Raw genomic sequence first — 21795 nt, 5'->3', positions numbered from 1 at the left:
CACCGGTATCGGGCGGTCCTATTTCCGCCGCCTCAATCCTTCCGGCCGGTGGACAGCGGGCAGCGAGCCCGCCCAAGGGGACGGACAGGCCGCCTACGTCACGCTCGATACGTCCAGCGCAAGGGGAATGCGGGATCGCCTACGGGGTGACAAGCCGCATACCCGGTTCGGGAAGGGGCCGTCGGAAAAGGACCCCAGCCAGGGGCACCTCGTCGGCGGCCTACTTCACACGCGCTCGGCCTGGATCTGGATGATCCGGGCTTCGACTTCTCGGTGCTCAGCGAGTTCCGGGACCGGATGGCCCAGGACGGTCGGGCCGATGGATTGCTCGCGGTGATGATCGAGCACTTGGTGGCGGCGGGTCTGGTCAAACGGCATGGGCAGATGCGCACGGACTCGACTCATGTTCTGGCCGCGGTCAGGAAGTTGAACCGCGTGGAGCTCATCGCGGAGACCCTGCGGGCCGCGCTGGAGGAACTCGCCGCCGCGGATGACGCGTGGCTGGCACCGATGGTCACTGCCGGATGGGTAAAGCGCTATGGCCGTCCGGCCCGCTACGACCGGCTGCCCAAGGTGAAAGAGGACTTGGCCGCGTACGTGTTGCAGGTTGGTGAGGACGGCATGCAGTTGCTCCGCGCGGTCTACGAGGACGGTGCTCCACCCCGGCTGCGTGCGCTGCCACAGGTGCAGGTGCTGCGGCAGGTGTGGATCCAGCAGTACGTGCGCCATGAGGCGCTGTGTTTCGAAGGAGGTGCAAGACCTTCTCGGTCTTCTTGTCGCAGCAGGGGACTTGAAGCTGAGGGCAGTCTGAGAGGCTGTTGTCTTTCCGTACTTGATCGTCGGGTTCGCGCTGGTCAGGCATAGTGTGATGGGTTCTGTGGCAGCAAGGACACGTCGTGTCGGTGCGGTCGTGGAGGTGCGGGATGCCGTCGGTGATCGGGCTGCTGGAGGAGCGGGAACGAGCTGCTGCTCAGCGGGTGGAAGTACTGCGGGCCGAGGCGGACCGGGTGCTGGCCGCGTTGCGGGAAGCGGAACTCGACTGGGAGCGGTTCGTCGTCTCCCGGGAGACTGTCGTCGAGGTTCTCGCCGACCCGGACGGTGTGGTGGAGGCGGACCCGCCGGAGTCCGGGGATCCTGAACCGTCGCCGTCGCCGTCGCCGTCGCCGTCGGGTGCGGTGCCGGGTTCGGTGGTGCCCGCGTGGTGCGAAGGGCTCAAGGTGTCGGCGCTGTCGCCGGAGTATCAGCGGATGTTGGCGGTCCTGACCGCTTCCGCGTCGGCGTTGACCTGCAAGGACTTGGCTGCGGGGCTCGGGGTGGAGCCGGTGGCGGCGAAGCTGGAGGGCGTGCGGTCCAAGGCGAACCGGCTGGTGCGCAGGGGCTGGCTGGTCAAGGAGCCGTCGGGGCGGTTCGCGCTCGCCGCGGGCCCGCGAGGCGGCGGATCATGAGCATCGTCATCGACCACTGGATCATCGCCTCGCTGGAGTCGGGCCTGCGTTCGTAGTCGCGGGCGAGGCGGCGTGAGCGAAGCAGCCAGGCGAAAGATCGTTCCACGCACCAGCGGCGCGGGAGGACGGCGAAACCCTTGAGGTCGTCGGTGCGCTTGACCACCGTGACGACCAGGTGCAGGACGGCCAGGGCCCAGGTGATCAGGGTGCCGGTGTAGCCGCCGTCGGCCCAGAGCTTCGTGACCGTGGGGAAACGGCCGGTCAGAGCGGGCAACATGTCGGTGGCCGCCTGCCGGTCGGTGACATCACCCGCACTCACATGGATCATCAACAGCAGGCCGAGTGTGTCGCAGATCAGGTGCCGGCGCCTGCCGTTGATCTTCTTGCCGCCGTCGTAGCCCCGGCTGCCGGAGCCGACCACCGCGTCAGCCTTGACGGACTGCGAGTCGATGACCGCCGCGCTCGGCTCCGGCTCCCGGCCGGCCGCGATCCGGGCCCTGCCGCGCAACCGGTCGTGGAGCTCGGCAATCAGCCCGCGCTCCCGCCAGCGGCGGAAGAAGGCGTAAACCCGGTCCCAGGCAGGGAAATCGGCCGGCACCGCCCGCCACTTGATGCCGCCGTCGACCACGTAGAACACGGCGTCCAGCATGATCCGGTGGCAGTAGCCCTCCGGGCGTCCGCCCCGGCCCTCCAGCCACCCCGGCACCGGCAGCAGCGGCCGGATCTCCTGCCACTGGGCGTCCGTCAGGTCTGTGTCGTAGGCCCGGGCCCTGTCGGGCTGGTCGGCCGCGTTCCCGAACCGATGAGCGAGGCAATCGCACGACATGGCCGACGAGTTGAGCTCATCGGGCTCGACCGCGTACAACAGAGTCATCAGGGCCTCCTGGCGCGTTCGTTGTCTCAGCAACTCCGAACTGCACCAGAGGCCCTGTGTTCATGCGCGGCCACGGCAGAATCACCCAGCCCACCAGCCACTTTCGATCACACCGCACTCAAGATCGATAGGACTACAGTCTCTGAACCGGGAGGTGCCGGGGAGGGCGGGAAGCAGCCCTGACAACGACGGGACGGGCCGGGACTACCAGACGGCTCGGGTCCGGCAAGCGAGGCGGATAGGTACAACGCGAGTGAACCAGTGGTTGACCTCTCGAAAGGAAGCCCACCGGCTCCAACCTGGTGGATATGGGCCGGGATGCAGTATGTGTCGACTGGTGTCGTACATGTCGACGACTCCGACGCCGGATGTATTGGCTGGTGCCGGAGGCCACGGTGAAGGTCTGCGGCGTAACCGTGGTGAGGCTGCCGGGAGAAAGCTGGGTGCCGCCCCCGCTGATCGAAACACAGTGAACATGGGAACCGCTCCATGGCTGCCCAACCACCCACGCCACCAGCGTGGTTGGGGGGCAGGCCCACCGTCGGCTGATGGCCGTGGAGCGGGGCGGAGCCTTCGTAGTAGTCCGAGGACGGGAAAGCCGTCCACATGGCGAAGGAAGGCAGCGAGTCCGCAGCAAGCGGACTGGAAGGGCAGGAGGCCGGTGGTGAATACCGCCGCACCGTTCGTGGACCCGGATGCGGTCTGGGGGCGGGTACTGAGGATCCAGCGCAAGCTGCACCGATGGGCGGCCGAAGACCGGTCGCGTCGATTCGATGATCTGTTCAACCTCGTCTGCGATCCCGCGACGCTGCTGGCAGCGTGGGGTCGAGTACGGGGCAACAAGGGTGCCCGAACGGCCGGGGTCGACGGCCGGACCGTCAGCAAGATCGAAGGCGGCCAGGGCGTCGAGGTCTACCTCGACGAGCTTCGGGCATTACTCAAATCCGGTGAATTCCAGCCGGTCCCGGTCCGGGAAAGGCTCATCCCCAAGCGCGACGGCAAGATGCGCCGGCTGGGCATCCCGACCATCGCGGACCGGGTGGTGCAGGCGGCTCTGAAGATTGTTCTTGAGCCGATCTTCGAGGCGGACTTCGAGCCGTGTTCCTACGGCTTCCGTCCGAACCGGAGAGCGCACGACGCGATCGCCGAGATCCACTACTTCGCCACCCGAGGCTACGAGTGGGTGCTGGAAGGTGACATCGAGGCGTGCTTCGACGAGATCGACCACACGGCCCTCATGGATCGAGTGCGTCAACGCGTCGGGGACAAGCGTGTGTTGCGTCTGATCAGGGCGTTCTTGAAGGCCGGGATTCTCTCCGAAGACCAGGTCGCCAGGGACACCCGCACCGGAACACCCCAGGGCGGCATCCTCTCGCCGCTGCTGGCCAACATCGCCCTGTCGGTTCTGGACGAGCACTTCGCCCGGTTCTGGCAGACGATCGGCCGCACGGTGTCGGCGAGAGCCTGGCACCGTCGCCGCGGCGGAGCAACCTTTAAGTTGATCCGGTACGCGGACGACTTCGTCGTCATGATCAACGGCTCACGGCATCACGCCGAGGAGCTGAAGGACGCGGTCGCGACGGTGCTGGAGGAGGTCGGTCTGCGTCTGTCGCAGGCCAAGACGACCATCGCTCACATCGACGAGGGGTTCGACTTCCTCAGCTTCCGCATCCAGCGGTACCGCAAGAGGGGGACGGACAAGCAGTACGTCTACACCTATCCGAGCAAGCCGTCGATGCAGGCGGTGAAGCGGAAGGTCAAGGCGATCAGCAGACAGAACATCGGACACTCACTCGACGAACTGCTCATCCAGCTGAACTGGCTGATGAAGGCGTGGGCGAACTACTTCCGGCACTCGGCCGCCAAGGCGAGCCTGAACTACCTGGGCTACTACACGTGGCATCGGGTCTGGCGATGGATCCGCCGAAAGCACCGCCGAGTTCCCTGGAGGCAGCTCAAGCGCCGCTATCAAGGCGATCAGGTCGGCGCGACCTGGTGGCCGGAGCATGACGGGGTGCGGCTGTTCAACCCGGCGAAGGTGGAGATCGTCCGCTACCGATACCGGGGAACACGCATCCCGAACCCGTGGAGTGAGAAGGCACAACCGGCCATCGGATAGCCGTTGTTCGGGCTCGTGGAGAGCCGGATGCTCGGCCAACGGGCACGTCCGGTTCGGAGGGCGGCCCGAGGAAACGGGCTGGTCGAAAGGCCAGTACCGCGCCTCGGGCCGACCCTACTGGTATGACGAGGATGGTGAGCTGGGCTGGCGCGGCCCGAAGGACAGCCACGACCGGCTCAGCCGTCGCGGTGCCCCGCGCCGTCTGGATGGTCCGGGCGAGGGCAGTCCGGGCGTCGGGTCGGCGCGGGTGCCCTGGTCGAGCACGGAGATCGTCACTCCCCACGATGCCGAGGCCCGCTTCGCGCATCGGCCGGGCAAGGCTGCCTGGATCGGCTACAAAGATCATCAGACGGAAACCTGCGACACCGACGGGCCGAACGTCATCGTCCATGTCACGACCCAGACGGCCCCCGAACAGGACATCTCGACGCTGGATTCAATCCATCGTGCCCTGGCCGAACGGGACCTGCTGCCGAACGAGCACCTTGTCGATGCCGGTTACGTGTCTCCGGCCTCCATCCTGCAGGCCGCGGCCGGTTACGGCGTCACGCTGCTCGGCCCGGTCCGGTCTGGCTCGCCCCGTCTGCGCCGCCCCGGCTTCGACAAGCGGGACTTCCGCATCGACTGGGACCAGCACACAGCGACCTGCCCACGTGGCGTGACCAGCCCACCCTGGAACGACACCGAGATCGCAGGTCAGCCGGGCCACTCGGTGCTCTTCCCTCGGGCGGCCTGTCGAGCCTGCGAGGACCGGCTCTCCTGCACCGGCAACACCGGGGGCCGCGGCCGCCATCTCTTCCTCATGCCCCGGCCCCAGCAGGAGATCCAAGACAGGGCCCGCGCCGAGCAGGAAACCCTTGCCTGGAAGGCCCGTTACGCGATGCGTGCCGGCTGCGAGGCCACCGTCTCCGAGACCGTCCACACCCATGGTCTGCGCCACTGTCGCTATCGAGGGCTGGCGAAGGTGCACGTTCAGCACGTCCTCACCGCCGCCGGAACGAACATCATCCGGCTCAGCGAATGCTTCCCACCCGGCACCACAGCCCCACGTGTCCCACGGCCACTCACACCATTCCAGCGACTCTGCCAGAACACCGAAAAGCCGCCTGCCGGTTGACCGGGCGAAGATCACCAACAGCATTCGGAATCGCGGCCTGAACCAAAATTCTGACCGCCGACAGGGGGCGGCGGCCAGATCAAGCGCCGCTGCCCCTCGCGGCGGACCACGGCGCCCGTCCGTCGATTTCCTTGCCGCACTGATCGAGGTCGAACCGGCAACTCGGCTCGTGCTGGCGGCCCGGGCCCTTGGCCTAGCGCGAGACCTGCAAGTCCGGGCTGCGAACGGTCACGATTTTGGTTCGGGCCGGGAACACCCGGCCGAGACCGTGAGCACAACGGCCTGGTGCCCTTGCAGGGTCCGCATGCCGGAAAGTGTGTGCCCATCGCCGGACGCGCGACCCCGCAGGGTGCTTCAGAGGGCCTTGAATACAGCCCGGGTGGTGGCGTGCATGACGCACTCGTTGGGGAAGATCTTGGTGTAGGCGACGTTGCGGCCGTTCCACTTGCCATACGCCAGGGCCGTGACCGGCTTGTACTCCTTGGAGCAGGCCTTTGTCTCGGCCGGGATCTTGCCGATGTCCCCATCGGCTTTGGCCAGCTGCTTGCACGCCCGGTACACCTTCACGTCGGTGAACCACTTGCCGCACTTCAAGACGCGTTCGGTCAGCTCGCCGGGCTTGGCGTCGTGCTCGGCGACGGCCACGTACATCCAGTTGTCGTGTGTCTTGCCCGCATCGGGCGCGTACGCCTGAACGGTGCTGGCACCCGCCCCGAGCAACGCGGCCGCGAGCACCGGGGCCAACAGCGCGGCGCGAAGCTTGATAGCTGTGGTCGTCGCCATGTCGAGTCACCGTTTTCTGTCTCAGGTCACCGGCACGGGCGGCTGCCCGTGTCGGTGACCACCACATCCCGGCCATGCCCCGCGGCGCATACTCCGGAAGGGGGCCGGTCACCCGGACGGCGTCATGTATTCACCCCGACGGCCCATCCTGGTTGCGCGGAGCGGGACCGCACGCGTGAAGCGGCGGCGGACGGTGCATCGGCCGCGGCCGACGGGACAGGGTGTCGTACGGACGGTGACCATCCTTTGCCCTGGAACCTGTGTCCACGCATATGACTCGACGTGCTTTCCCGGCACACTGTGCTGGTTCCAGGGCCTGACTCTTGCCCGTAGGCGCTGGGCTGGGCGGGTCCCGGCCGACCTGACGAGCAGTCAACCCATCTGGCTTGTCCTGCTCCTGGCCCTCGGCGGTCTTCTCGAACAGGGTGGGCGCGTACAGCGGCGCGAGAGTGGTGGATTCAGGACCAAACTCTTCAGTTCCGACCGGAGTGGACCAGGCCCGACGCCATTCCCCTCCCGAGCACCTGGGCTCCACGATCACAGCGCCCCGGGAGGGAACGCGCCGGGCCGTCAGGGTGCGGTCACAGTCTTCGGGGTAGCCAGGAGCGGATGTGCCACGCCGGCGGACGGGCTGGGGGCGTCTGCAGCAACTCGTCGCACCATCGGCACTCGCCAGTGTCATCGGTGAGATCGGTCCAGGACAGGCTGCGGGGTTCGATGGGCAGGGTTGTGAGCGGGATGTCGTCCGCTTCATCCGGTTTCATAGTCGTCTATACGGCAGGCCGCGGACAAGGATTGCGCCGCGGCCGAGATGCAGCCGATCGAACGAGTCTGACGGGGACCGGCCGGGTGACACCGGGAGCCACCCCAGGTCAGGAACGGCCCGAAAGCCGGTACAGGGACGTAGCGTTCGCGGCGTAGTCCTGTAGTCGATGCCCGGGGCGGCCATGCCCGTCTCCTTTATCGCGGTGCCCGGGCACCGGCTGGCGATATCGCGCCCTGTCACGGGTTTGGAGGTGCCGTGACCACGAAGTACCCAGCGATCAGCCCACAGCGCGGTGTGGGCGACACCGTCCCCCGCTTCGAGGTCGAGCCGGTCTTCGCCGAACTGTCCCAGCTGTGGGCGCTGCAGGGCCGTGCGGTGTCCGGCCGGCCGGCCGGACAAGGAGTGGGACACACTCGTCCACCGCAGCCCCTGGCCCCGGTACTGACCACCAGGATGCGGGGCCGTCGTATCGGACCGTATCTGCTGCGACCAGCGGCATACATGGCCCCGGAAGCGAGCCAGGCCTCAGGGAGCAGGGCTCCTGCACCGGCAGGGCGGCGGTGCTCTGGTGGGCCGCGGAGGGCCTCGGGCCGGATCCAGGGCCGGCCTCGCGCTCAGGTGAGGTCGAGGGTGACAACGTAGGTCGGCGGCGATCTGGTCCATGATGACGGTACCGGCAGGCGCTTGTTCGGTGAGGCCGACGGCGGCATTCACCCGCCCCCAGTGCAACCGCCACGCCCAGCCCACCGTGTAACCGATCATGCAGCCGAACCACACAGGCGGCGCCCTGCCCGCAGCCCCGGTAAATCGCTCGCAGAGTTACGTCAGATGGACACCGTGCCGCGCCAGATAGGCAACCGGGCTGACATCCGAGCCGTAGCCCCGGCGGGCGCGGATCTCCAGGTGGAGATGCGGGCCCGAGGAGTGTCCGGTGTTGCCGCTGTCCGCGATCCGCGTCCCCGCGCTCACCCGGGCGCCTTTACGCGTACGGATGCGGTCGAGATGCCCGTACACCACGTAGTGCCCGTCGGACATCCGGATGGTCACCGCCTTGCCGTAGTCGCCCGACCTCCCGGCCAAGACCACGGTACCGGCCCGGACCGCGTACACCGGCGTCCCCCTCGGCACCGCGAGATCGATGCCGGTATGACGCCCCGCCAGCCACTTACCACGCGCGCCGTAGCCCTTGGAGACACGGAAGCGGCGCCGCAGCGGCACCGCCGCCGGAGTAGGTCCACCATGCCGAGCGGTCTCGACACCGCCGAGCTCCGCCCAGGTGCGCGCGGACTCCCGTGCGGTTTCAAGACCACGCTGCGGGCATGCTGCGGCACCGGGCGCCAGCCGCACAACGAGCGCACCACCGAGCAGAGCCGCAGGCAAGCCGAGTACACGGCGCCGTGCAGCGCCCGTCGTCGGCGCATGATGGAAGAAGGCCATACCGGACAGGACACCCACGCCGCAGAGGCCGCGCAACCCCGCGGGAACCATTCAGGCGAGCCGGACACCACCGAGAACCAGCAAGGGTGTAGCTCTCGCGTAGTGAGCCCGCTTGGGGTGGGTCATTGAGCGTTTTCAGTGCGGTCACCGATCGGGTGATGGGGGCGGTGTGACGTCGGGGCGCGCAACGGGCAGGGCTCCCGTGCCGTTGAGGGAGGTGTTCGACGTCTCAACTCAGCAGCACAGGAGCCCTGTTGGTTCCGTATCCTGCCGTACTCGACCTGCCTCACGCCCTGGTCGAGTGGCTCACGATGCTCATCGTCACCCGCGAGGGTGACCGGCGGTGCAAACTCCCGCCGCACCGCCGCGCGCTGGTCGCACTTGTGTACCTGCGCCGCCATGACACCCTCGCCCAGATCGCCGCGGCCTTCGGGATATCCGTCGGCACCGCCCACGCCTACGTCAGCGCGGTCGCCGGCCTGCTCGCCGAGCAGGCACCGGGCCTGCTGAAGACGCTGCGCACGCACGACCCGGACTTCGTCCTTCTGGACGGCACGCTCGCAGAGTGCGACCGCGTCGGCGACGGCCGGGCCGACTACTCGGCGAAACACAAGCGGCACGGGGTGAACGTGCAGGTCGTCACGGATCCCACCGGGAAGATCCTCTGGCTGTCGCCGGCGCTGCCGGGCCGGACCCACGATCTGACAGCCGCTCGGATCCACAAGATCCTCCGGATCTGCGAACGCCAAGGCGTCCCCATCCTCGCTGACATGGCCTACATCGGCGGCGGCGACTGGGTCACCACCGCCAAGCGCCGCCCGCCAGGCGGCGAACTCATACCCACCGAGCAATCTGCGAACCGCGCCCTGGCCGCAGCCCGGGCACCCGTCGAACGAGGCATGGCACGACTGAAGTCCTGGCAGATATTCCGCAGATCCCGCATCAGCCCCAACCGCATAAGCGTCATCACCAAAGCCGTCCTCACCCTGGAGAGGCAACGCTGAAAACGCTCAGTGGATCACCGCATCATCGACATAACGTTCAAAATCGACCGTCGGGAACTCCCGGACGAGCCACATGTCGAACGCGTAGTGCATGAACAGGTTCGCCAACACCGGTGAGACCGAGGATCCTTGCGGGGTCCCCCGGTCTCTCTGCTGGAGGGTGCCGTCGGGCAGTTGCAACGGCGCACACAGCCACCGTTTGACATACAACTTCACCCAGACGGCGTCGGTGTGTGCCTCTACGGCCTTGACCACGAGGTCCCACCGGACGGTGTCGAAGAACTTCTGCACATCGAGATCGATGACCCAGTCCTTCTTCCAGCACCGTTCCCGGCAGCGTTCCACCGCGTCCAGGGCCGACCGCTGCGGCCGGTATCCGTATGAGTCGGGATGGAACATCGGCTCCACCCTCCTCGATAGATGCCGGGCCACCACGGTCTGGGCCACCCGGTCGGCAACACAAGGAATTCCTAGGACTCTTGTGCCTCCGCCGTGCGGCTTGGGGATTTCCACCGCGCGGACCGGCGGCGGGAAGTACGCCCCCGAGGGCATCCGGTTCCAGATCTTGTAAAGGTTGTTCTTCAGATCCTTCTCGAATTCCTCGACGGACTGGCCATCCACGCCGGCCGCCCCCTTGTTCGCCCTTACCTCACGCCACGCTTCCCAGACCTCCGATTTTAGGATCTCGAACGGTTTGACCTGTGATTTCAACTTGTCCATCGGCTCCTCCCGGAGAACATCCGGTTGACCAGACACACATAGCCACGAACGACCCGGCCCCTTCGCTCCACCCCCATTGCAGGGGATTCCTCACTACTACGAGCCGGTCCGCCAGCACGCTTCGTCTCGGTACTCGACCCCTTGCGGTGATGGCCGCTTGGAGCACTCCCTCTCACCTGCCCTACCGGGACAGGACGTATCGAAGCGTGCCTTCTCCTGTTCCACGTGACCGCAGCAGACCAGGCTCACGTCGTCTCCATGCCGGACACCGCCTGGCCAATAGACGGGCTCCCGCCAGGCTCTTTCCCGAGGCCGCTTATTCCCACGGTTTCGATGCCGTCTTACCATTTTCGACACGTCAGCAACGATTCACTTGCGTTCGTCTTCCTGGTCCCCACCTGACGCCTCATACGGCGCCTTTTCCCCGACCGCTCACCACGACGGTCTTCAGCCAACGCAGCGCGGGGCGGTTTGAAGCCTCCCCCCGCAGGGCGACTCCGAAGGGCCAAATTCCTTCATCAGTCACGCAGCATTGCTACGGATCAGAACTCCTACATGTCCTTTCTCCTTCGCATTCAGGACACACCAAGCGCATGGCGACGGTGGCCTGCGTCTTCGACACCGTTCCCACCCCGCGCCGGCCACACGACATCGTGCATCCGCCCGGCGGTCGCAGCCAGACCCGGCCCATCAGGCCGGGCCCGACAGCACAGCACAAATGGTGCACCGCCTCGGTGATCCGTTCTCCGGAACAGGTCATCGCCGACGCCTTCGACCAGGCCGAGGCCCGTGACCCGCAGCATCTGCGGGACTGGATCGTGCTCGTTGACGGCGCCCGCCACCAACTCGACCTGATCCAGGCCGAAGCCGCCCGCCGCGGCATCCGCCTCCACATCCTGCTCGACTTCGTGCACGTTGCCGAGTACTGCTGGACGGCAGCCCACGCCTTCCACCCGGTCGGCAGCCGCGAGGCCGAGACCTGGGCCGCGGACAAACTCACCGCGATCCTTGCCGGACATGCCGACCGCGCCGCCACTGAGATGGCCGTCCAATCCGCAGCCGAACGGCTTCCCGCCACTCGTCGCGAGGCTGTCACCACCTGCCACCGCTACCTCACCGGCCACCTCGACCAACTCCACTACGACACCGCCCTCGCGGCCGGCTGGCCCATCGCCACCGGCGCCGTCGAAGCAGCCTGCCGCCACCTGATCGCCGACCGCCTCGACATCACCGGCGCCCGCTGGGGACTCCACGGAGCCGAAGCCGTCCTCCGACTCCGCGCACTGATCACGAACGGCGACTTCGAGGACTACTGGATTTTCCACACAGCCCGCGACCATCAACGCCTATATCCCAGCCCCGACCAGCAGAACTACAACCTCACTGCTTGATCCCGGCCATCACTTCAGAGGATCCGCACCCATTTCCGCTCCAAGGTGAGGACGGCCTTGGCGATTGACGTCATTCGATTCGGGCTACGTTGGGCTCTGCGGAAGACGCGTCACGGCTTCACGCCTCAGGCGCCGCCACCTGTGCAGGCACAGTCGGCCAGGAGGGGGACGCCCCGACGCTCGCAGATCCGGATGATCTGGTGGGTGCGGGCCACCGTCAGGTCGTGAGCGCGGCCAGGCAGTACGGGCGAGATCCACAGCAGCCGCCCGTGGCGATCGGTCACGATCTGCACGTTCATTCCGTGGCGGCAGTGCCTGTGGGGTGGCAGCAGTCGTCGACCCGGTCGCCGTCGGCCTACACCCCGTCGACCAGGACGTAGCCGGGGGTTGTCTCCCGCGGGACGTGCGAGAGGCCAGTGCGCGTGCGGCGAGGAGGCTGATCACCGCGGCGGCGTAGGCACGCGCCGTGCCCACCAAGATGCTGAAGCCGGCGGCGAGCTGGGTGAGGTGTCGTTCCGGTGCAGATAGACAGCCCGACGAGAGCGCGCTGGTAGAGGGAACCTGCAGCGTCGGTCACCCTCGTGGGTGACGATGTGCATGGCGACCCACTCGACGAGCACGTGAGGCAGGTCGAGTGCGGCAAGATAGGGAATCAACGAGGCTCCTGTGTCGATGAGGAGAGGCTTGGGACACCTTCCTCAACGACACGGGGGCTTCGTGCTTTCCGGCCTCTGGCACCCTCACCCCATCAGTAGCCACGCTGATCTCCCTCCGCCATGACATCGGTCCCCGAGAACCGGTCTGAGGGCCGACCAGGCCACACGCGGAGGACTTCGCCAACGAGGGGGCAGAGTCCGACGACGAGCCGTCACGAAAGTCATCCGGACCCTTGGCAACGACACCCTGGAGTCGGGAAAATCGGGGTGGGCGACCGCCCGGCTGACGTCGTTCGATCTTGGTGCCGATTCGAGCCTGTACGAAAGTCTGGCGCTGAGGAGCTGGCGCAGGCACCCCGAAGTGTTGCCGCGAGCACGCAGAGCAGATTCTTCCCTCCTGCCGGTTCCCCGCCGGGCGGTCGTTCGCCGCGGAGCGAGGCGACAGGCCGGGAGGAGACGGGCATGGACGTGGTCCACGAACGCTGTGCGGGGATCGATATCGGCAAGGCCGACTGCAAGGTGTGCATCCGCGTTCCGGGGAGGAGCGGGCGTCGTCACACCGAGATCCGAACGTTCACCACGATGACCGAGGGTCTGCTGGCCCTCCGCGAGTGGCTGGTGTCCGAAGGGATCACTCTGGTCGGGATGGAGGCGACCGGCTCCTACTGGAAGCCCGTGTACTACATCCTCGAAGATCATATGGAGACCTGGCTGCTCAACGCCCAGCACATGCGCAACGTCCCCGGCCGCAAGACGGATGTAAGGGACTGCCAGTGGATCTGCCAGCTCATCGAACACGGCCTGGTCCGCCCTTCGTTCGTGCCGCCCAAGCCCATCCGCCAGCTGCGGGACCTCACCCGCTACCGCACCGAGGTGACCCGCGAGCGCACCCGGGAGATCCAGCGTCTGGAGAAGCTGCTGGAGGACCCCGGGATCAAGCTGTCCAGTGTCGTCTCCGACCTCGGCGGCAAGTCGGCCCGCACGATGGTCGAGGCGCTGATCGCGGGCGAACGAGACCCGCATGCGCTGGCTCAACTCGCCGTCGGTGCCTTCAAGGGCAAGGAGGACCAGCTGGCCCAGGCGCTGACCGGTTTCTTCACCGACCACCACGCCTTCCTGGCGCGCGCCATGCTGAATCGCATCGGCGCCGCCACAGCGACGGTCAATGAGCTCACCGCCGAGATCGACCGCCGGCTCGAGCCCTACCGGCGCCAGCTGGAACTCCTGGTGACCATCCCGGGAATCAGCGTTACCGCCGCCCAGGTCGTGGTGGCCGAGATCGGCATCGACATGCGGCGGTTTCCGACTGCCGGCCACCTCGCCTCCTGGGCCGGAGTCTGCCCGGGCAACCACGAATCCGCAGGCAGGGTCACCAGCGGCCGAACCCGCCACGGCGACGCTTTGCTCAAGGGAGTCCTGGGCAATGCCGCGGCGGCGGCCGCCCGCTCGAAGAACACCTACCTCGCCGCCCAGTTCCGCCGCCTGGTCGGCCACCGGGGCAAGAAGCGCGCGCTCGTTGCCGTCGAGCACTCGATCCTCGTCGCCGTCTGGCACATCCTCACCCGTGAGACGCCCTACCAGGACCTCGGACCCGATCACTTCATCAACCGTATCCGCAAGTCCCGGCAGACTCGCAGGCTCGTCAGCCAACTCACCCAGCTCGGCTACGACGTGAGCCTCGAACCCCGCACCGCGTGACAGCAAACGGTGCGGGGATTTTCAGAGCAGATCGATGCTCGTGGTCCCAGCCGGGTGGCAGCTATATGGTTCCGCACGCCTTCTCGTATTTGGATACGGCCTGTTCCCTGTCCCTCGCTTCCTGCTGCTCCTTCTTCTGCGCATCCTTCTCGTACCGCTCCTTCTCTTCCTCCGAGGCATTGGGCGGCACGGGTGGGAGTCCGGTGCTGGTAAAAATGAACTGCTTGTCGCAGTCCGGTTTCTTCCCTGCGACAGGGTTGTCCTGGTTCGTGAATTCCGTTTCATCGGCCATGCCTTCACTCTCCGGCTCTACCGGCACGGGCATGACATCGAGAGAGACTGTGGACTTTGTCGCCAGGCCGTCGATCTGCGCCATGACGTCCGCGACGGCCTTCTCCTCCCCTTTGGTGGAGGCATTGACCAGCGCCTTCACCGCTGCGTTGAGTTTCGCCATGGCTTCCGCCATGGCCGTCGCCGGTGGCGGCTCCTGAACGGCCGGCCGACGTGCGGCGGCGAGTGCAGCAGTGCTGCCGCGTGCGCCTTTACGTGATGCAGTGCCCCGGTGAGCAGCATGCTGGAGGTCGAGTACCTGCCGCGCGCCACGTGCGCTCGGATTTTCGGTACCGGATTCCGCGGCGGACCATGAGTCTCCGCCCGTGGCCGGATCCGCTGCTGCTGGGCCGATGGAGCCTAGGGCCAGCGCACCACAGAGGGAAGAGCCGACCAGGGTGAATGCGGCAGTGCGTCTTATTTTCACGTTCGATCCTCGAAACCCTTCGTTGGCTGGATCCCCGCGTCGGGGTGGATACCGAATGCCCGGGAGTGCGGGCGCAACGGTCGCTGCGCAAGTGGCCATAGGGCCTCGCCAGATGTCTTCCCGGGCCGGTTCCCACTTTCTAAAGAAGAATCACGCAGCGCAACAGGAGGTGTTCTTCACGTGGTGCCCGTGGGGTGTGTTGATCGACCGGCCGCCTGGCCGATGTCGTGACGGGGTGTTCGCGAGAGGCCCTGAACTGCTGGATAGCACCACCGTCGAAGATCCTCCCTCGGCTGAGTGGTGATCGTCTGCCGGTGCGACGGGGACGCGGCCCCAGCCCGTGAGAGCCCCACCAGGCCGATACATGATACGCTCGGTGACCATCTGTAGTTGGCTGCGGTGACGGTATTGGGCGGTGTCGGGACGCGCACCTTCCAGGTGGACCCCTCTGTAGCCGCCGAGGGTGCCTTCACGAAGCTTCTAATGTCCCGTCAATCCTGTGCCGCCGGGTTTGAGGTTGTTGACAGCCATCGACGCCGACGACTTCGGCGGCGAGTCGCCCGGCCGTGAGCAGCTGTTCGGCGGTGCCGAGTAGGAACGCGTCTACACGAAAGGCCAGTTGAGCGTCGGCTCCGTACCGAGATCGAGATGTCAGCCTGAGCGGGCCGACGGGCTGGTCCTGCGCTTCGCTCGGTGGTGGTTCGGGCCACCGGCGCTCAAGGCCGCGATGGCCTGGGATCTCACCAGTGGTGAAGGCGGAGAATTCTAGCGACGCACACCGCGTCCATGTCAGGGGTGTTCACGAGTACGTCCAGCCTGCGGTGACGGAGACGGTCACGGCAGCTGTAGTTCCGTCGTCCACGCTGGTCGGCTGCTTGCCGGGGCGGGTGAGGGTGTGGGTACGGCCACCGTGATCATGAACGTTTGTGACGACGATCAAGGACGCGGTGGCCGTGGAGGCCACGATAGCCGAGCAGGCGTGGGCGAGGGTGTTCGGGGCGGCGATGGAGGCGATCGCCGGCTGCTTCGTACGGCGTGAAGCCCGGGCCACGGCGGTGGTGGAGTTGACGGCCGGGCTGCTGCTGGAGTTGGACACGCGGAATTGCTGGACGCTGGCGCAGGCGCTGGGGCATCCCGGACCGCACCGGCTGCAGCACCTGCTCTCCCGGGCCCGGTTCGATCACGACACGGCACGCCAGGCCGTCGCCCGCCTGATACGCGACGAACTCACGGACGACGACGTGGTGTTGGTGGCCGACGAGACGGGCGACGCGAAATCCTCCACCGACTGCGTGGGTGCCGGTCAGCAGTACTCCGGCGCCCTCGGCGGGGTCGGACTGTGTCAGGTGGCAGTACACCTGGCGGCGGTCACGGCGACGGTGCGGGTGGTCATCGACCGGACGCTGTACCTGCCGGCGGACTGGGCAGCCGACGAGGAACGCCGCGAGCTGGCCGGGGTACCGCAGGAGATCGTGTTCGCCACCAAGCCGCAGCAGGCGGTGGCCATGGTCGCGGATGCGCTCGCGGCAGGGATGCAGGCGCGCTGGTTCGCCGGCGACGAGGTGTACTCCGGACGCCAACTCCGCCACGACATCCGCGCCCTGGGACTCGGCTACACGGTCGGCGTCCCGGCGACGCACCAGGTCACGGACGGGACCGGCCGCAGGTGGGAGGCCCGCAAGATGATCAACAAGGTGCGACCGGAGCAGTGGATGCGCCGGGCGACCGGACACGGCACCAAGGGCACCCGCGAGTACGACTGGGCCTGGCTCGACATCCGTCCCGACGACACCCCAAACGGACACGAGCACGGCACCAGCGTGCTGGTCGCCCGCCGCCACCGCTACACCGGCGAGGTCTCCTACTTCCGCTGCTGGACATCCGGCGACGTCGCCCTCGGCGCGCTCGTGGAGGTGATCTGCCGCCGCTGGCGGATCGAGGAGACCTTCCAGCTCGCCAAGGGCCACGCAGGCCTCGACCAGGGCCAGGCGACCTGCTGGAACTCCTGGATGCGCTGGTCGCTGTTCTCCCTGATCGCCACCACCGTCCTTGCCCTCACGGCCACCGCCGTCCACGACGCCGTCGAGGACGAGCACGCGCTCGTCCCGCTGAGCTGCCCGGAGCTCATCCGGCTCCTGCGAGCCCTCGTGCTGCCGCCACCCGTCCGCGACCGCGAACACGTCCTGCACTGGACCGCCTGGCGACGCCATCACCAAGCCGTCGCGACCGCCTGCCACCAGCAACGACACCACCGTCACGACCAACTGTGATCAAGAACTACAGCTGCCGTGACGGTGAGGACTCGCTTCCCGTTTGCTGTGTGATCGTTTCCCGGAGGGTGGGTCAGCGGGGCCAGGATCCTGCGGCGATCTCGAGGTTGGATTCGATCGCCTTTACTTGGGCGGTGAGGTATTCGGCCCAGTCGCTTTTGGGGAATAGGCGTAGGTGCGGGCCGAGGGTGCCGGAGAGCATCCGGCGGAACTGGGTGAGCCGTTCGCTGATCCAGGCCCGTTCCCAGCGCTCGAGTTCGCCCTCGCCCGCGGCAAATTGGTAGCCGATGCCGCGTGTCCAGATCACGGGTGGCCACCCTTTCTCGGCGCAGAGGTCCCTGAGTGCGGCCAGGGCGCGTCGGGTTTGCCAGATACTCAGGTTGCACTCCGTCATCAGCACGGCGATGGCCAGTCCGGCCGGGGCAGCTTTGTACAGGGCCGTGCGGATCAGCTCGGCATGCCGCTCCGCGGTAGGGGAGCGTCCGGACATGGCTACTCACCCCGCAGGAGGCGGGTGAGTTCGTCGTCCATGGTGACTTCGCCCGTGGCCGCTGCGGTTTCGATCCAGTCGAGGGTGGCTCGGACGCGGGCGATGTTCTGGGCAAGCACGGCCTGTTCGTGGTCGCTCAGGTGCCGGTCGCGGAGTTGGGGGACCTTCTTCTCGCAGGTGGAGACGAATTTGTGGCAAGCCGAGACGAGGTCGAGGAACTCTTCGGTGCGTTCGATCTTCCGTACGGTCTGTCCGACGGGGTCCTCGCGCCGGAAGGTCTCTGCCTGTTGGCGTGATCGGTCGGTCTGAGCCTTGTTGACCATGTGACGGGCGGTGTCGTCGGCGACGACACGGGATGCGACCTCTGGGCGGCTGAGCATGTCAGAGGCGACTTGGGCGGCGACGTTCTCATCGTCGGTGAGTTCGTGGACGATCTCGGCCTTCTGCTTGACGGTCTGCGCCTTGTTGACCATGCGGCGTGCATGGTCGTCGGTCATGACCTTCTTCGCGACGGAGGGACGGCGCAACACGTCGGCGGCGATCTGGGCTGCCACGTCGTCGTCCTGGGCGAGGTCGTGGATGGCGGTGACCTTCTGCGGGGTGGTGACCGGCCTGCTCGGCTTGTTGCCGACATGGATCTTCGCCAGGTCGGGGGTCCAACGGCGGCGACCGGCTTTGGAGTCGTACGGCGGATCGTCGATTGCCGCGAACCGTTCGGCCTCATCGGACAGGTAGCCCAGGATGCTGTGGATGTTGAAGGAGACGCCGGGACGGCGTCGTTCGGCGGGCCATCGGTGGGCGGTGAACCGGTAGGTCCTGATCGTACTGAGTGTGATGCCGAGGTCGTCGGCGTAGATCTGGAGCGACTCGTCGACCCCGGGTTCACGGTCGTCGGCGGGACGTGAACCGCCGACGTGCCGTACTGGTTCGATTTCCAGTGCGTGGTCGCCGATGGTGAACTTGATCTCGCCCATCTGACCGATGCCGTCGCGATCGCCGGCGAGGATCTGCTCGTAGCGTTCCCGGCTGATGTGGCCTATGCCGTCGGACATGGCGCCATCACCCCTTTCGAGCCGGGCCCGGCGATGGCGCCGCCGGAGACGTACCCGGCCTGTCCGGGCAGAGTCCGCCTGTGGTGAGATCCAACTCCAGGGCCGACCGCAAAAGTTGTTGTCCGCTTGGCGGCCAAGCGGTCGCACGCCGAGCACCGATCCGGCCGGTTGGCCATCCGGTTTCTTCCCCGGCCGGTCCGGCGTGCAAGTCGGCGCGCCGATCAACGGTGTTGGCCCGGCCGCGGCGGGATGACGGTGACTGATCCGGTACAGACTGCCGCTACTGGAAAGCCATGCCGTCGAGGATTTTTTGGAGGACGTGGTCGCTGTTGGCTGAGTCGGCGGCGGGGGCATGCTCCGTTATCCCCATGCCGACGAAGTTGAAGCGCGTGGTCAGCGCGTGCAGGGCGGCGTGCAGCTGGTCGGGGTGCAGACCTCCGGGTTCCGGGCAGGACAGGCTGGCGAAGTGCTCGGGGTCCAGCACGTCCAGGTCCAGGTGGATGTAGACGTGCGTGGCCCCTGTACCTGCCACCGCGGAAATCAGTTGGCCCGGTTCCCGAAGAGCTTCAACGGACAGGGCCCGGACTCGTTCGGACTCGATGAAGTCCAGCTCGGCGGGATCGAGGGCACGAGCGCCCGCGAGCACGATCTGCCGGGTGGAAAGGCGCTCCTCCGGCCGAGGCACCAGTTGCGACGGCCCCTGGCCGAGCAGGGTGCGCAGCACCATTCCGTGAAAGCCCCCCGAGGGAGATGTGTCGGGGGTGTTGAGGTCCGCGTGGGCGTCGAACCAGACAACTGCCAGGCTGTCGCCATGGCGAGCGACGGCGTGGGCGACAGGCGCGAGCTCGATGCCGCAGTCGCCGCCCACAGAAAGCAGTGCGTCATCCCCACTCCGGCCCAGCGCGGCCCTGGTTGCTTCCAGCGAGCGGGTCAGCACATCGAGGTGGCGTACGCCGCCCAGGTCCTGTCCGGGGCGGGGGTCAATGTCGACGACAGTGCGTCGAGCTGCGGGGAGCAGCGCGCTCATCTGGCGCGCGCCCTTGGCCAGCCGTTGAGGATTACGAGCAGCCGACCCTTGCCACTGGGGAATCACGAGAACGGTAGGGGTTCCGTTGCTGCGGTCGAGCCCGGTCATGTCGTGTAGTCCGCGTTGATGCGGATGTAGCCGGCGGACAGGTCGCAGCCGTAGACCGTGGCTTCGGCCTCCCCGATGCCGAGCGTGATGACGATGTCGACTTCGTCCTGGCGCATGATGCCGACGAGCTTGTCGAGGGTGTCGGCCTCGGGCTCTTCGGGGTACACCTCGATGTCGCCGAACCCCACGGTGACGTTGCCCGGCGCGATGTCGGTGTCGTCGGTGTTCTTGCCGACGGCCATCAGTACGCGACCCCAGTTGGGGTCGGCGCCGTGGACGGCGGTCTTGACCAGCGGGGAGTTCACTACGCTCTTGGCGATGCGTTTGGCCTGTCCGTAGTCGCCGGCCTGGGCAACCGTGACGCGCAGGAGCTTGGTGGCGCCTTCGCCGTCACTGGCCAGCTGCCGGGTGAGATCCAGGCAGAGGTCGGCGAGGGCTGCGGAGAACTCCGCCGGATCGACTGGTCCTGCGGCGCCGTTGGCGATGACCGCCACCGTGTCGGAGGTGGAGGTGTCGGTGTCGACGCTCAGGCAGTTGAACGTGCGATTCACCGCTTCGCGCAAGGCGCTGTCCAGGTCGGCCGGGGACAGGGCCGCATCGGTGAACACGTAGGCCAGCATCGTGGCCATGTTGGGTTCCAGCATGCCGACCCCCTTGGCGACGCCCACGATGCGGGCCTGCCCGACGGTCCGTACGGCGGTCTTCGGGCGGGTGTCGGTGGTCATCATTGCGCGGGCCACATCCAGCGGTCCGGCCACGAACGCCGCGAGGCCGCGCTGGGTGGCCTCGTCGAAGTGCGTGCGGATGGCGCCCATCGGCAGTGGGCGTCCGATGACGCCGGTGGAGGCGATGAGCACCTCGTCCGCCGGGATGTCCAGAATCCCGGCGACGCGGCGGACGACCTCCGCAGCGTTCTCCTCACCCCGGCGCCCGGTGGCGACATTCGCGTTCTGCGCCAGCGTCGTCACGGCACGCAGGTTCTGTCCCGAGGCATGAGCACGGCTGAGGACTACGGCCGGACCCGCGAAGAGGCTCTGGGTGAACATCGCGGCGCTGGTGGCCGGCCGGTCCGACGTGACGATGGAGATGTCGTCGCCGTGCTCGCGCAGTCCACCGTGCCCCGTGTAGGCCCGGAAGCCTATCGGCCACGCCACAGGGTCAGAATCTTGAGTCAATGCATGATCATGCGTCATGCAGAATATATTTGCACTTCGATGGCGGGCTGTCCATCCACTTTCGAGTGCCCATCCCGAACCCACTCCACCTCGCCACGCAGCCAGGAAACGACCGATTTATAAGCAAGATCGGCAAGCGGCGCCGCACGGCGGGCAATGCATGAACGTGAGTTGCCCCGAAGCCGCCAGGCATGGGCATTGGGCACGCCGGTGTGGTCGGTAGGGGACATTGGCAGTCGTCTGCGGTGACCATGTCCGGCTCGCTCCTACGGTGAGACGGGGCTCCGGCACGTGCCGGGGTGAACAGGGCAGACCAGCGAGATGGCGTGCAGGAGGCTGAATATGACGATGCCGCCGTTCTTTGAACGTCTGGACCACGAAGAGGCTGTCGTCCACGGCGAGCTTGCCGTACTGCGGGAGAAGACCGCAGTGCTGGAGGAGCGGCTTGCCCGGTTGGTCATCACCCGGGAGACGGCACTGTCGCTGATGAACGACCAGACCACACAGACGAGTACAGGTTCGCCACTCGAGCCGATTCCGGCTGGCGCGGCACAGAGCACACCTCCCGCAGGCTCGGGGCCGCTCGAGCTGGAGTTGGCCCGGGAACGGATCCTGGTCCTGCTGGCCGGCGCCCACCAGGCGATGAAGGTACAGGACATCGGGGAAGCAATCGGCGAGGTGCCGGACCGGGTGGAGACGACCCGGGCCCGCCTGAAGAAGATGGTGACCGAGGGGCTGGTGAGCGAGGTGTCCCCGGCCTGGTTCGCCATCACACCTGCCGCCCGCCAGATGAACGAGCAGGCCTCCGAGGAAGGCGAAACGGCCTGACGAGAATGGGTGGACGGCGGCGGCACGGCCGCCGATGTGCCCGAAGGGGCACCGCCGAGGGTTGAGCTCGACGGTGCC

Annotated in this window: 18 protein-coding genes and 1 pseudogene; 9 read left to right on the top strand and 10 right to left on the bottom strand. The window is 67.0% G+C overall.

Annotated features, from left to right (window positions below):
* Window positions 1-273: 273 nt before the first annotated feature.
* Window positions 274-864 (top strand): hypothetical protein, encoded by a 591-nt coding sequence (locus tag ACP4E5_RS30140; RefSeq protein ID WP_425834094.1) that lies wholly within the window; start codon window positions 274-276, stop codon window positions 862-864.
* Window positions 865-923: 59 nt separating this feature from the next.
* The gene (locus ACP4E5_RS30135) at window positions 924-1445 is read left to right on the top strand and encodes a hypothetical protein (RefSeq protein WP_425834092.1); all 522 of its coding nucleotides are present in this window, start codon (window positions 924-926) and stop codon (window positions 1443-1445) included.
* On the opposite strand, the gene ACP4E5_RS30130 is transcribed toward ACP4E5_RS30135, so the two are convergent.
* Window positions 1387-2319: an IS5 family transposase gene (locus ACP4E5_RS30130; protein WP_425834090.1), complete on the bottom strand. Its 933-nt coding sequence runs from the start codon at window positions 2317-2319 to the stop codon at window positions 1387-1389. The two genes, ACP4E5_RS30135 and ACP4E5_RS30130, sit on opposite strands and share 59 nt — an antisense overlap.
* A 664-nt stretch (window positions 2320-2983) precedes the next feature.
* Here ACP4E5_RS30130 and ltrA point away from each other — a divergent pair.
* Window positions 2984-4438 (top strand): group II intron reverse transcriptase/maturase, encoded by a 1455-nt coding sequence (gene ltrA / locus ACP4E5_RS30125; protein ID WP_425834088.1) that lies wholly within the window; start codon window positions 2984-2986, stop codon window positions 4436-4438.
* A 247-nt stretch (window positions 4439-4685) separates the two neighbouring features.
* Complete coding sequence (locus ACP4E5_RS30120; protein WP_425834086.1) at window positions 4686-5555, top strand: transposase; 870 nt, start codon at window positions 4686-4688, stop codon at window positions 5553-5555.
* 354 nt (window positions 5556-5909) lie between these two features.
* Here the strand turns inward: ACP4E5_RS30120 and ACP4E5_RS30115 are convergent, their stop codons facing one another.
* Together ACP4E5_RS30115 and ACP4E5_RS30110 are read right to left on the bottom strand one after the other, a co-directional pair.
* Window positions 5910-6338, bottom strand: coding sequence for an SSI family serine proteinase inhibitor (locus tag ACP4E5_RS30115; RefSeq protein ID WP_425834084.1), 429 nt, complete (start codon window positions 6336-6338; stop codon window positions 5910-5912).
* 1585 nt (window positions 6339-7923) lie between these two features.
* Complete coding sequence (locus ACP4E5_RS30110) at window positions 7924-8322, bottom strand: M23 family metallopeptidase (RefSeq protein WP_425834082.1); 399 nt, start codon at window positions 8320-8322, stop codon at window positions 7924-7926.
* 473 nt (window positions 8323-8795) lie between these two features.
* Between ACP4E5_RS30110 and ACP4E5_RS30105 the strand changes: the two genes are divergently transcribed.
* Window positions 8796-9545: a transposase family protein gene (locus ACP4E5_RS30105; protein WP_425834080.1), complete on the top strand. Its 750-nt coding sequence runs from the start codon at window positions 8796-8798 to the stop codon at window positions 9543-9545.
* Between the two features lie 6 nt (window positions 9546-9551).
* Here the strand turns inward: ACP4E5_RS30105 and ACP4E5_RS30100 are convergent, their stop codons facing one another.
* Entirely contained in the window at window positions 9552-10265 is a 714-nt protein-coding gene (locus ACP4E5_RS30100) for a reverse transcriptase domain-containing protein (protein WP_425834078.1), read from the bottom strand.
* A gap of 149 nt (window positions 10266-10414) precedes the next feature.
* Between ACP4E5_RS30100 and ACP4E5_RS30095 the strand changes: the two genes are divergently transcribed.
* The gene (locus tag ACP4E5_RS30095) at window positions 10415-11656 is read left to right on the top strand and encodes an ISKra4 family transposase (protein WP_425834076.1); all 1242 of its coding nucleotides are present in this window, start codon (window positions 10415-10417) and stop codon (window positions 11654-11656) included.
* Between the two features lie 14 nt (window positions 11657-11670).
* On the opposite strand, the pseudogene ACP4E5_RS30090 reads toward ACP4E5_RS30095, so the two are convergent.
* Window positions 11671-12312, bottom strand: a pseudogene (locus ACP4E5_RS30090) (transposase family protein).
* A 462-nt stretch (window positions 12313-12774) separates the two neighbouring features.
* On the opposite strand from ACP4E5_RS30090, the gene ACP4E5_RS30085 reads away from it, so the two are divergent.
* Window positions 12775-14010: an IS110 family RNA-guided transposase gene (locus ACP4E5_RS30085; protein WP_425834074.1), complete on the top strand. Its 1236-nt coding sequence runs from the start codon at window positions 12775-12777 to the stop codon at window positions 14008-14010.
* Window positions 14011-14071: 61 nt separating this feature from the next.
* On the opposite strand, the gene ACP4E5_RS30080 is transcribed toward ACP4E5_RS30085, so the two are convergent.
* On the bottom strand, window positions 14072-14767 hold the full coding sequence (locus ACP4E5_RS30080) for a hypothetical protein (RefSeq protein ID WP_425834072.1): 696 nt from the start codon (window positions 14765-14767) through the stop codon (window positions 14072-14074).
* A 926-nt stretch (window positions 14768-15693) separates the two neighbouring features.
* On the opposite strand from ACP4E5_RS30080, the gene ACP4E5_RS30075 reads away from it, so the two are divergent.
* Window positions 15694-17037 (top strand): IS701 family transposase, encoded by a 1344-nt coding sequence (locus tag ACP4E5_RS30075; protein WP_425834070.1) that lies wholly within the window; start codon window positions 15694-15696, stop codon window positions 17035-17037.
* Between the two features lie 73 nt (window positions 17038-17110).
* On the opposite strand, the gene ACP4E5_RS30070 is transcribed toward ACP4E5_RS30075, so the two are convergent.
* The 4 genes from ACP4E5_RS30070 to argJ all read right to left on the bottom strand — a co-directional run bounded on the left by ACP4E5_RS30070 (window position 17111) and on the right by argJ (window position 20907).
* On the bottom strand, window positions 17111-17527 hold the full coding sequence (locus ACP4E5_RS30070) for a RacP protein (RefSeq protein ID WP_425834068.1): 417 nt from the start codon (window positions 17525-17527) through the stop codon (window positions 17111-17113).
* A 2-nt stretch (window positions 17528-17529) separates the two neighbouring features.
* Entirely contained in the window at window positions 17530-18579 is a 1050-nt protein-coding gene (locus ACP4E5_RS30065; RefSeq protein ID WP_425834066.1) for a DUF6192 family protein, read from the bottom strand.
* Between the two features lie 280 nt (window positions 18580-18859).
* Complete coding sequence (locus ACP4E5_RS30060) at window positions 18860-19714, bottom strand: arginase family protein (protein ID WP_425834064.1); 855 nt, start codon at window positions 19712-19714, stop codon at window positions 18860-18862.
* Window positions 19711-20907 carry a bifunctional glutamate N-acetyltransferase/amino-acid acetyltransferase ArgJ gene (argJ, locus tag ACP4E5_RS30055; RefSeq protein WP_425834062.1) on the bottom strand — a complete coding sequence of 399 codons (1197 nt, stop codon included), beginning with the start codon at window positions 20905-20907 and terminating at the stop codon, window positions 19711-19713. The genes ACP4E5_RS30060 and argJ overlap by 4 nt, the downstream gene beginning before the upstream one ends.
* Window positions 20908-21231: 324 nt before the next feature.
* Here argJ and ACP4E5_RS30050 point away from each other — a divergent pair, with 324 nt between their 5' ends.
* Entirely contained in the window at window positions 21232-21717 is a 486-nt protein-coding gene (locus ACP4E5_RS30050; protein ID WP_425834060.1) for a hypothetical protein, read from the top strand.
* Window positions 21718-21795 lie beyond the last annotated feature (78 nt).

It is taken from the genome of Streptomyces fractus (assembly GCF_049844455.1).
Classification (GTDB): Bacteria; Actinomycetota; Actinomycetes; order Streptomycetales; family Streptomycetaceae; genus Streptomyces; species Streptomyces fractus.
The sequence above is the reverse complement of the archived record's forward strand: the minus strand, read 5'-3'. Positions and strand labels throughout refer to the sequence as shown.

Coding starts and splice junctions, on each gene's coding strand:
- ACP4E5_RS30135 (WP_425834092.1), top strand. CDS start 924: ATGCCGTCGGTGATCGGGCTGCTGGAGGAGCGGGAACGAGCTGCTGCT.
- ACP4E5_RS30130 (WP_425834090.1), bottom strand. CDS start 2,319: ATGACTCTGTTGTACGCGGTCGAGCCCGATGAGCTCAACTCGTCGGCC.
- ACP4E5_RS30115 (WP_425834084.1), bottom strand. CDS start 6,338: ATGGCGACGACCACAGCTATCAAGCTTCGCGCCGCGCTGTTGGCCCCG.
- ACP4E5_RS30100 (WP_425834078.1), bottom strand. CDS start 10,265: ATGGACAAGTTGAAATCACAGGTCAAACCGTTCGAGATCCTAAAATCG.
- ACP4E5_RS30095 (WP_425834076.1), top strand. CDS start 10,415: ATGGCCGCTTGGAGCACTCCCTCTCACCTGCCCTACCGGGACAGGACG.
- ACP4E5_RS30085 (WP_425834074.1), top strand. CDS start 12,775: ATGGACGTGGTCCACGAACGCTGTGCGGGGATCGATATCGGCAAGGCC.
- ACP4E5_RS30070 (WP_425834068.1), bottom strand. CDS start 17,527: ATGTCCGGACGCTCCCCTACCGCGGAGCGGCATGCCGAGCTGATCCGC.
- ACP4E5_RS30065 (WP_425834066.1), bottom strand. CDS start 18,579: ATGTCCGACGGCATAGGCCACATCAGCCGGGAACGCTACGAGCAGATC.
- ACP4E5_RS30060 (WP_425834064.1), bottom strand. CDS start 19,714: ATGACCGGGCTCGACCGCAGCAACGGAACCCCTACCGTTCTCGTGATT.
- argJ (WP_425834062.1), bottom strand. CDS start 20,907: ATGACGCATGATCATGCATTGACTCAAGATTCTGACCCTGTGGCGTGG.
- ACP4E5_RS30050 (WP_425834060.1), top strand. CDS start 21,232: ATGACGATGCCGCCGTTCTTTGAACGTCTGGACCACGAAGAGGCTGTC.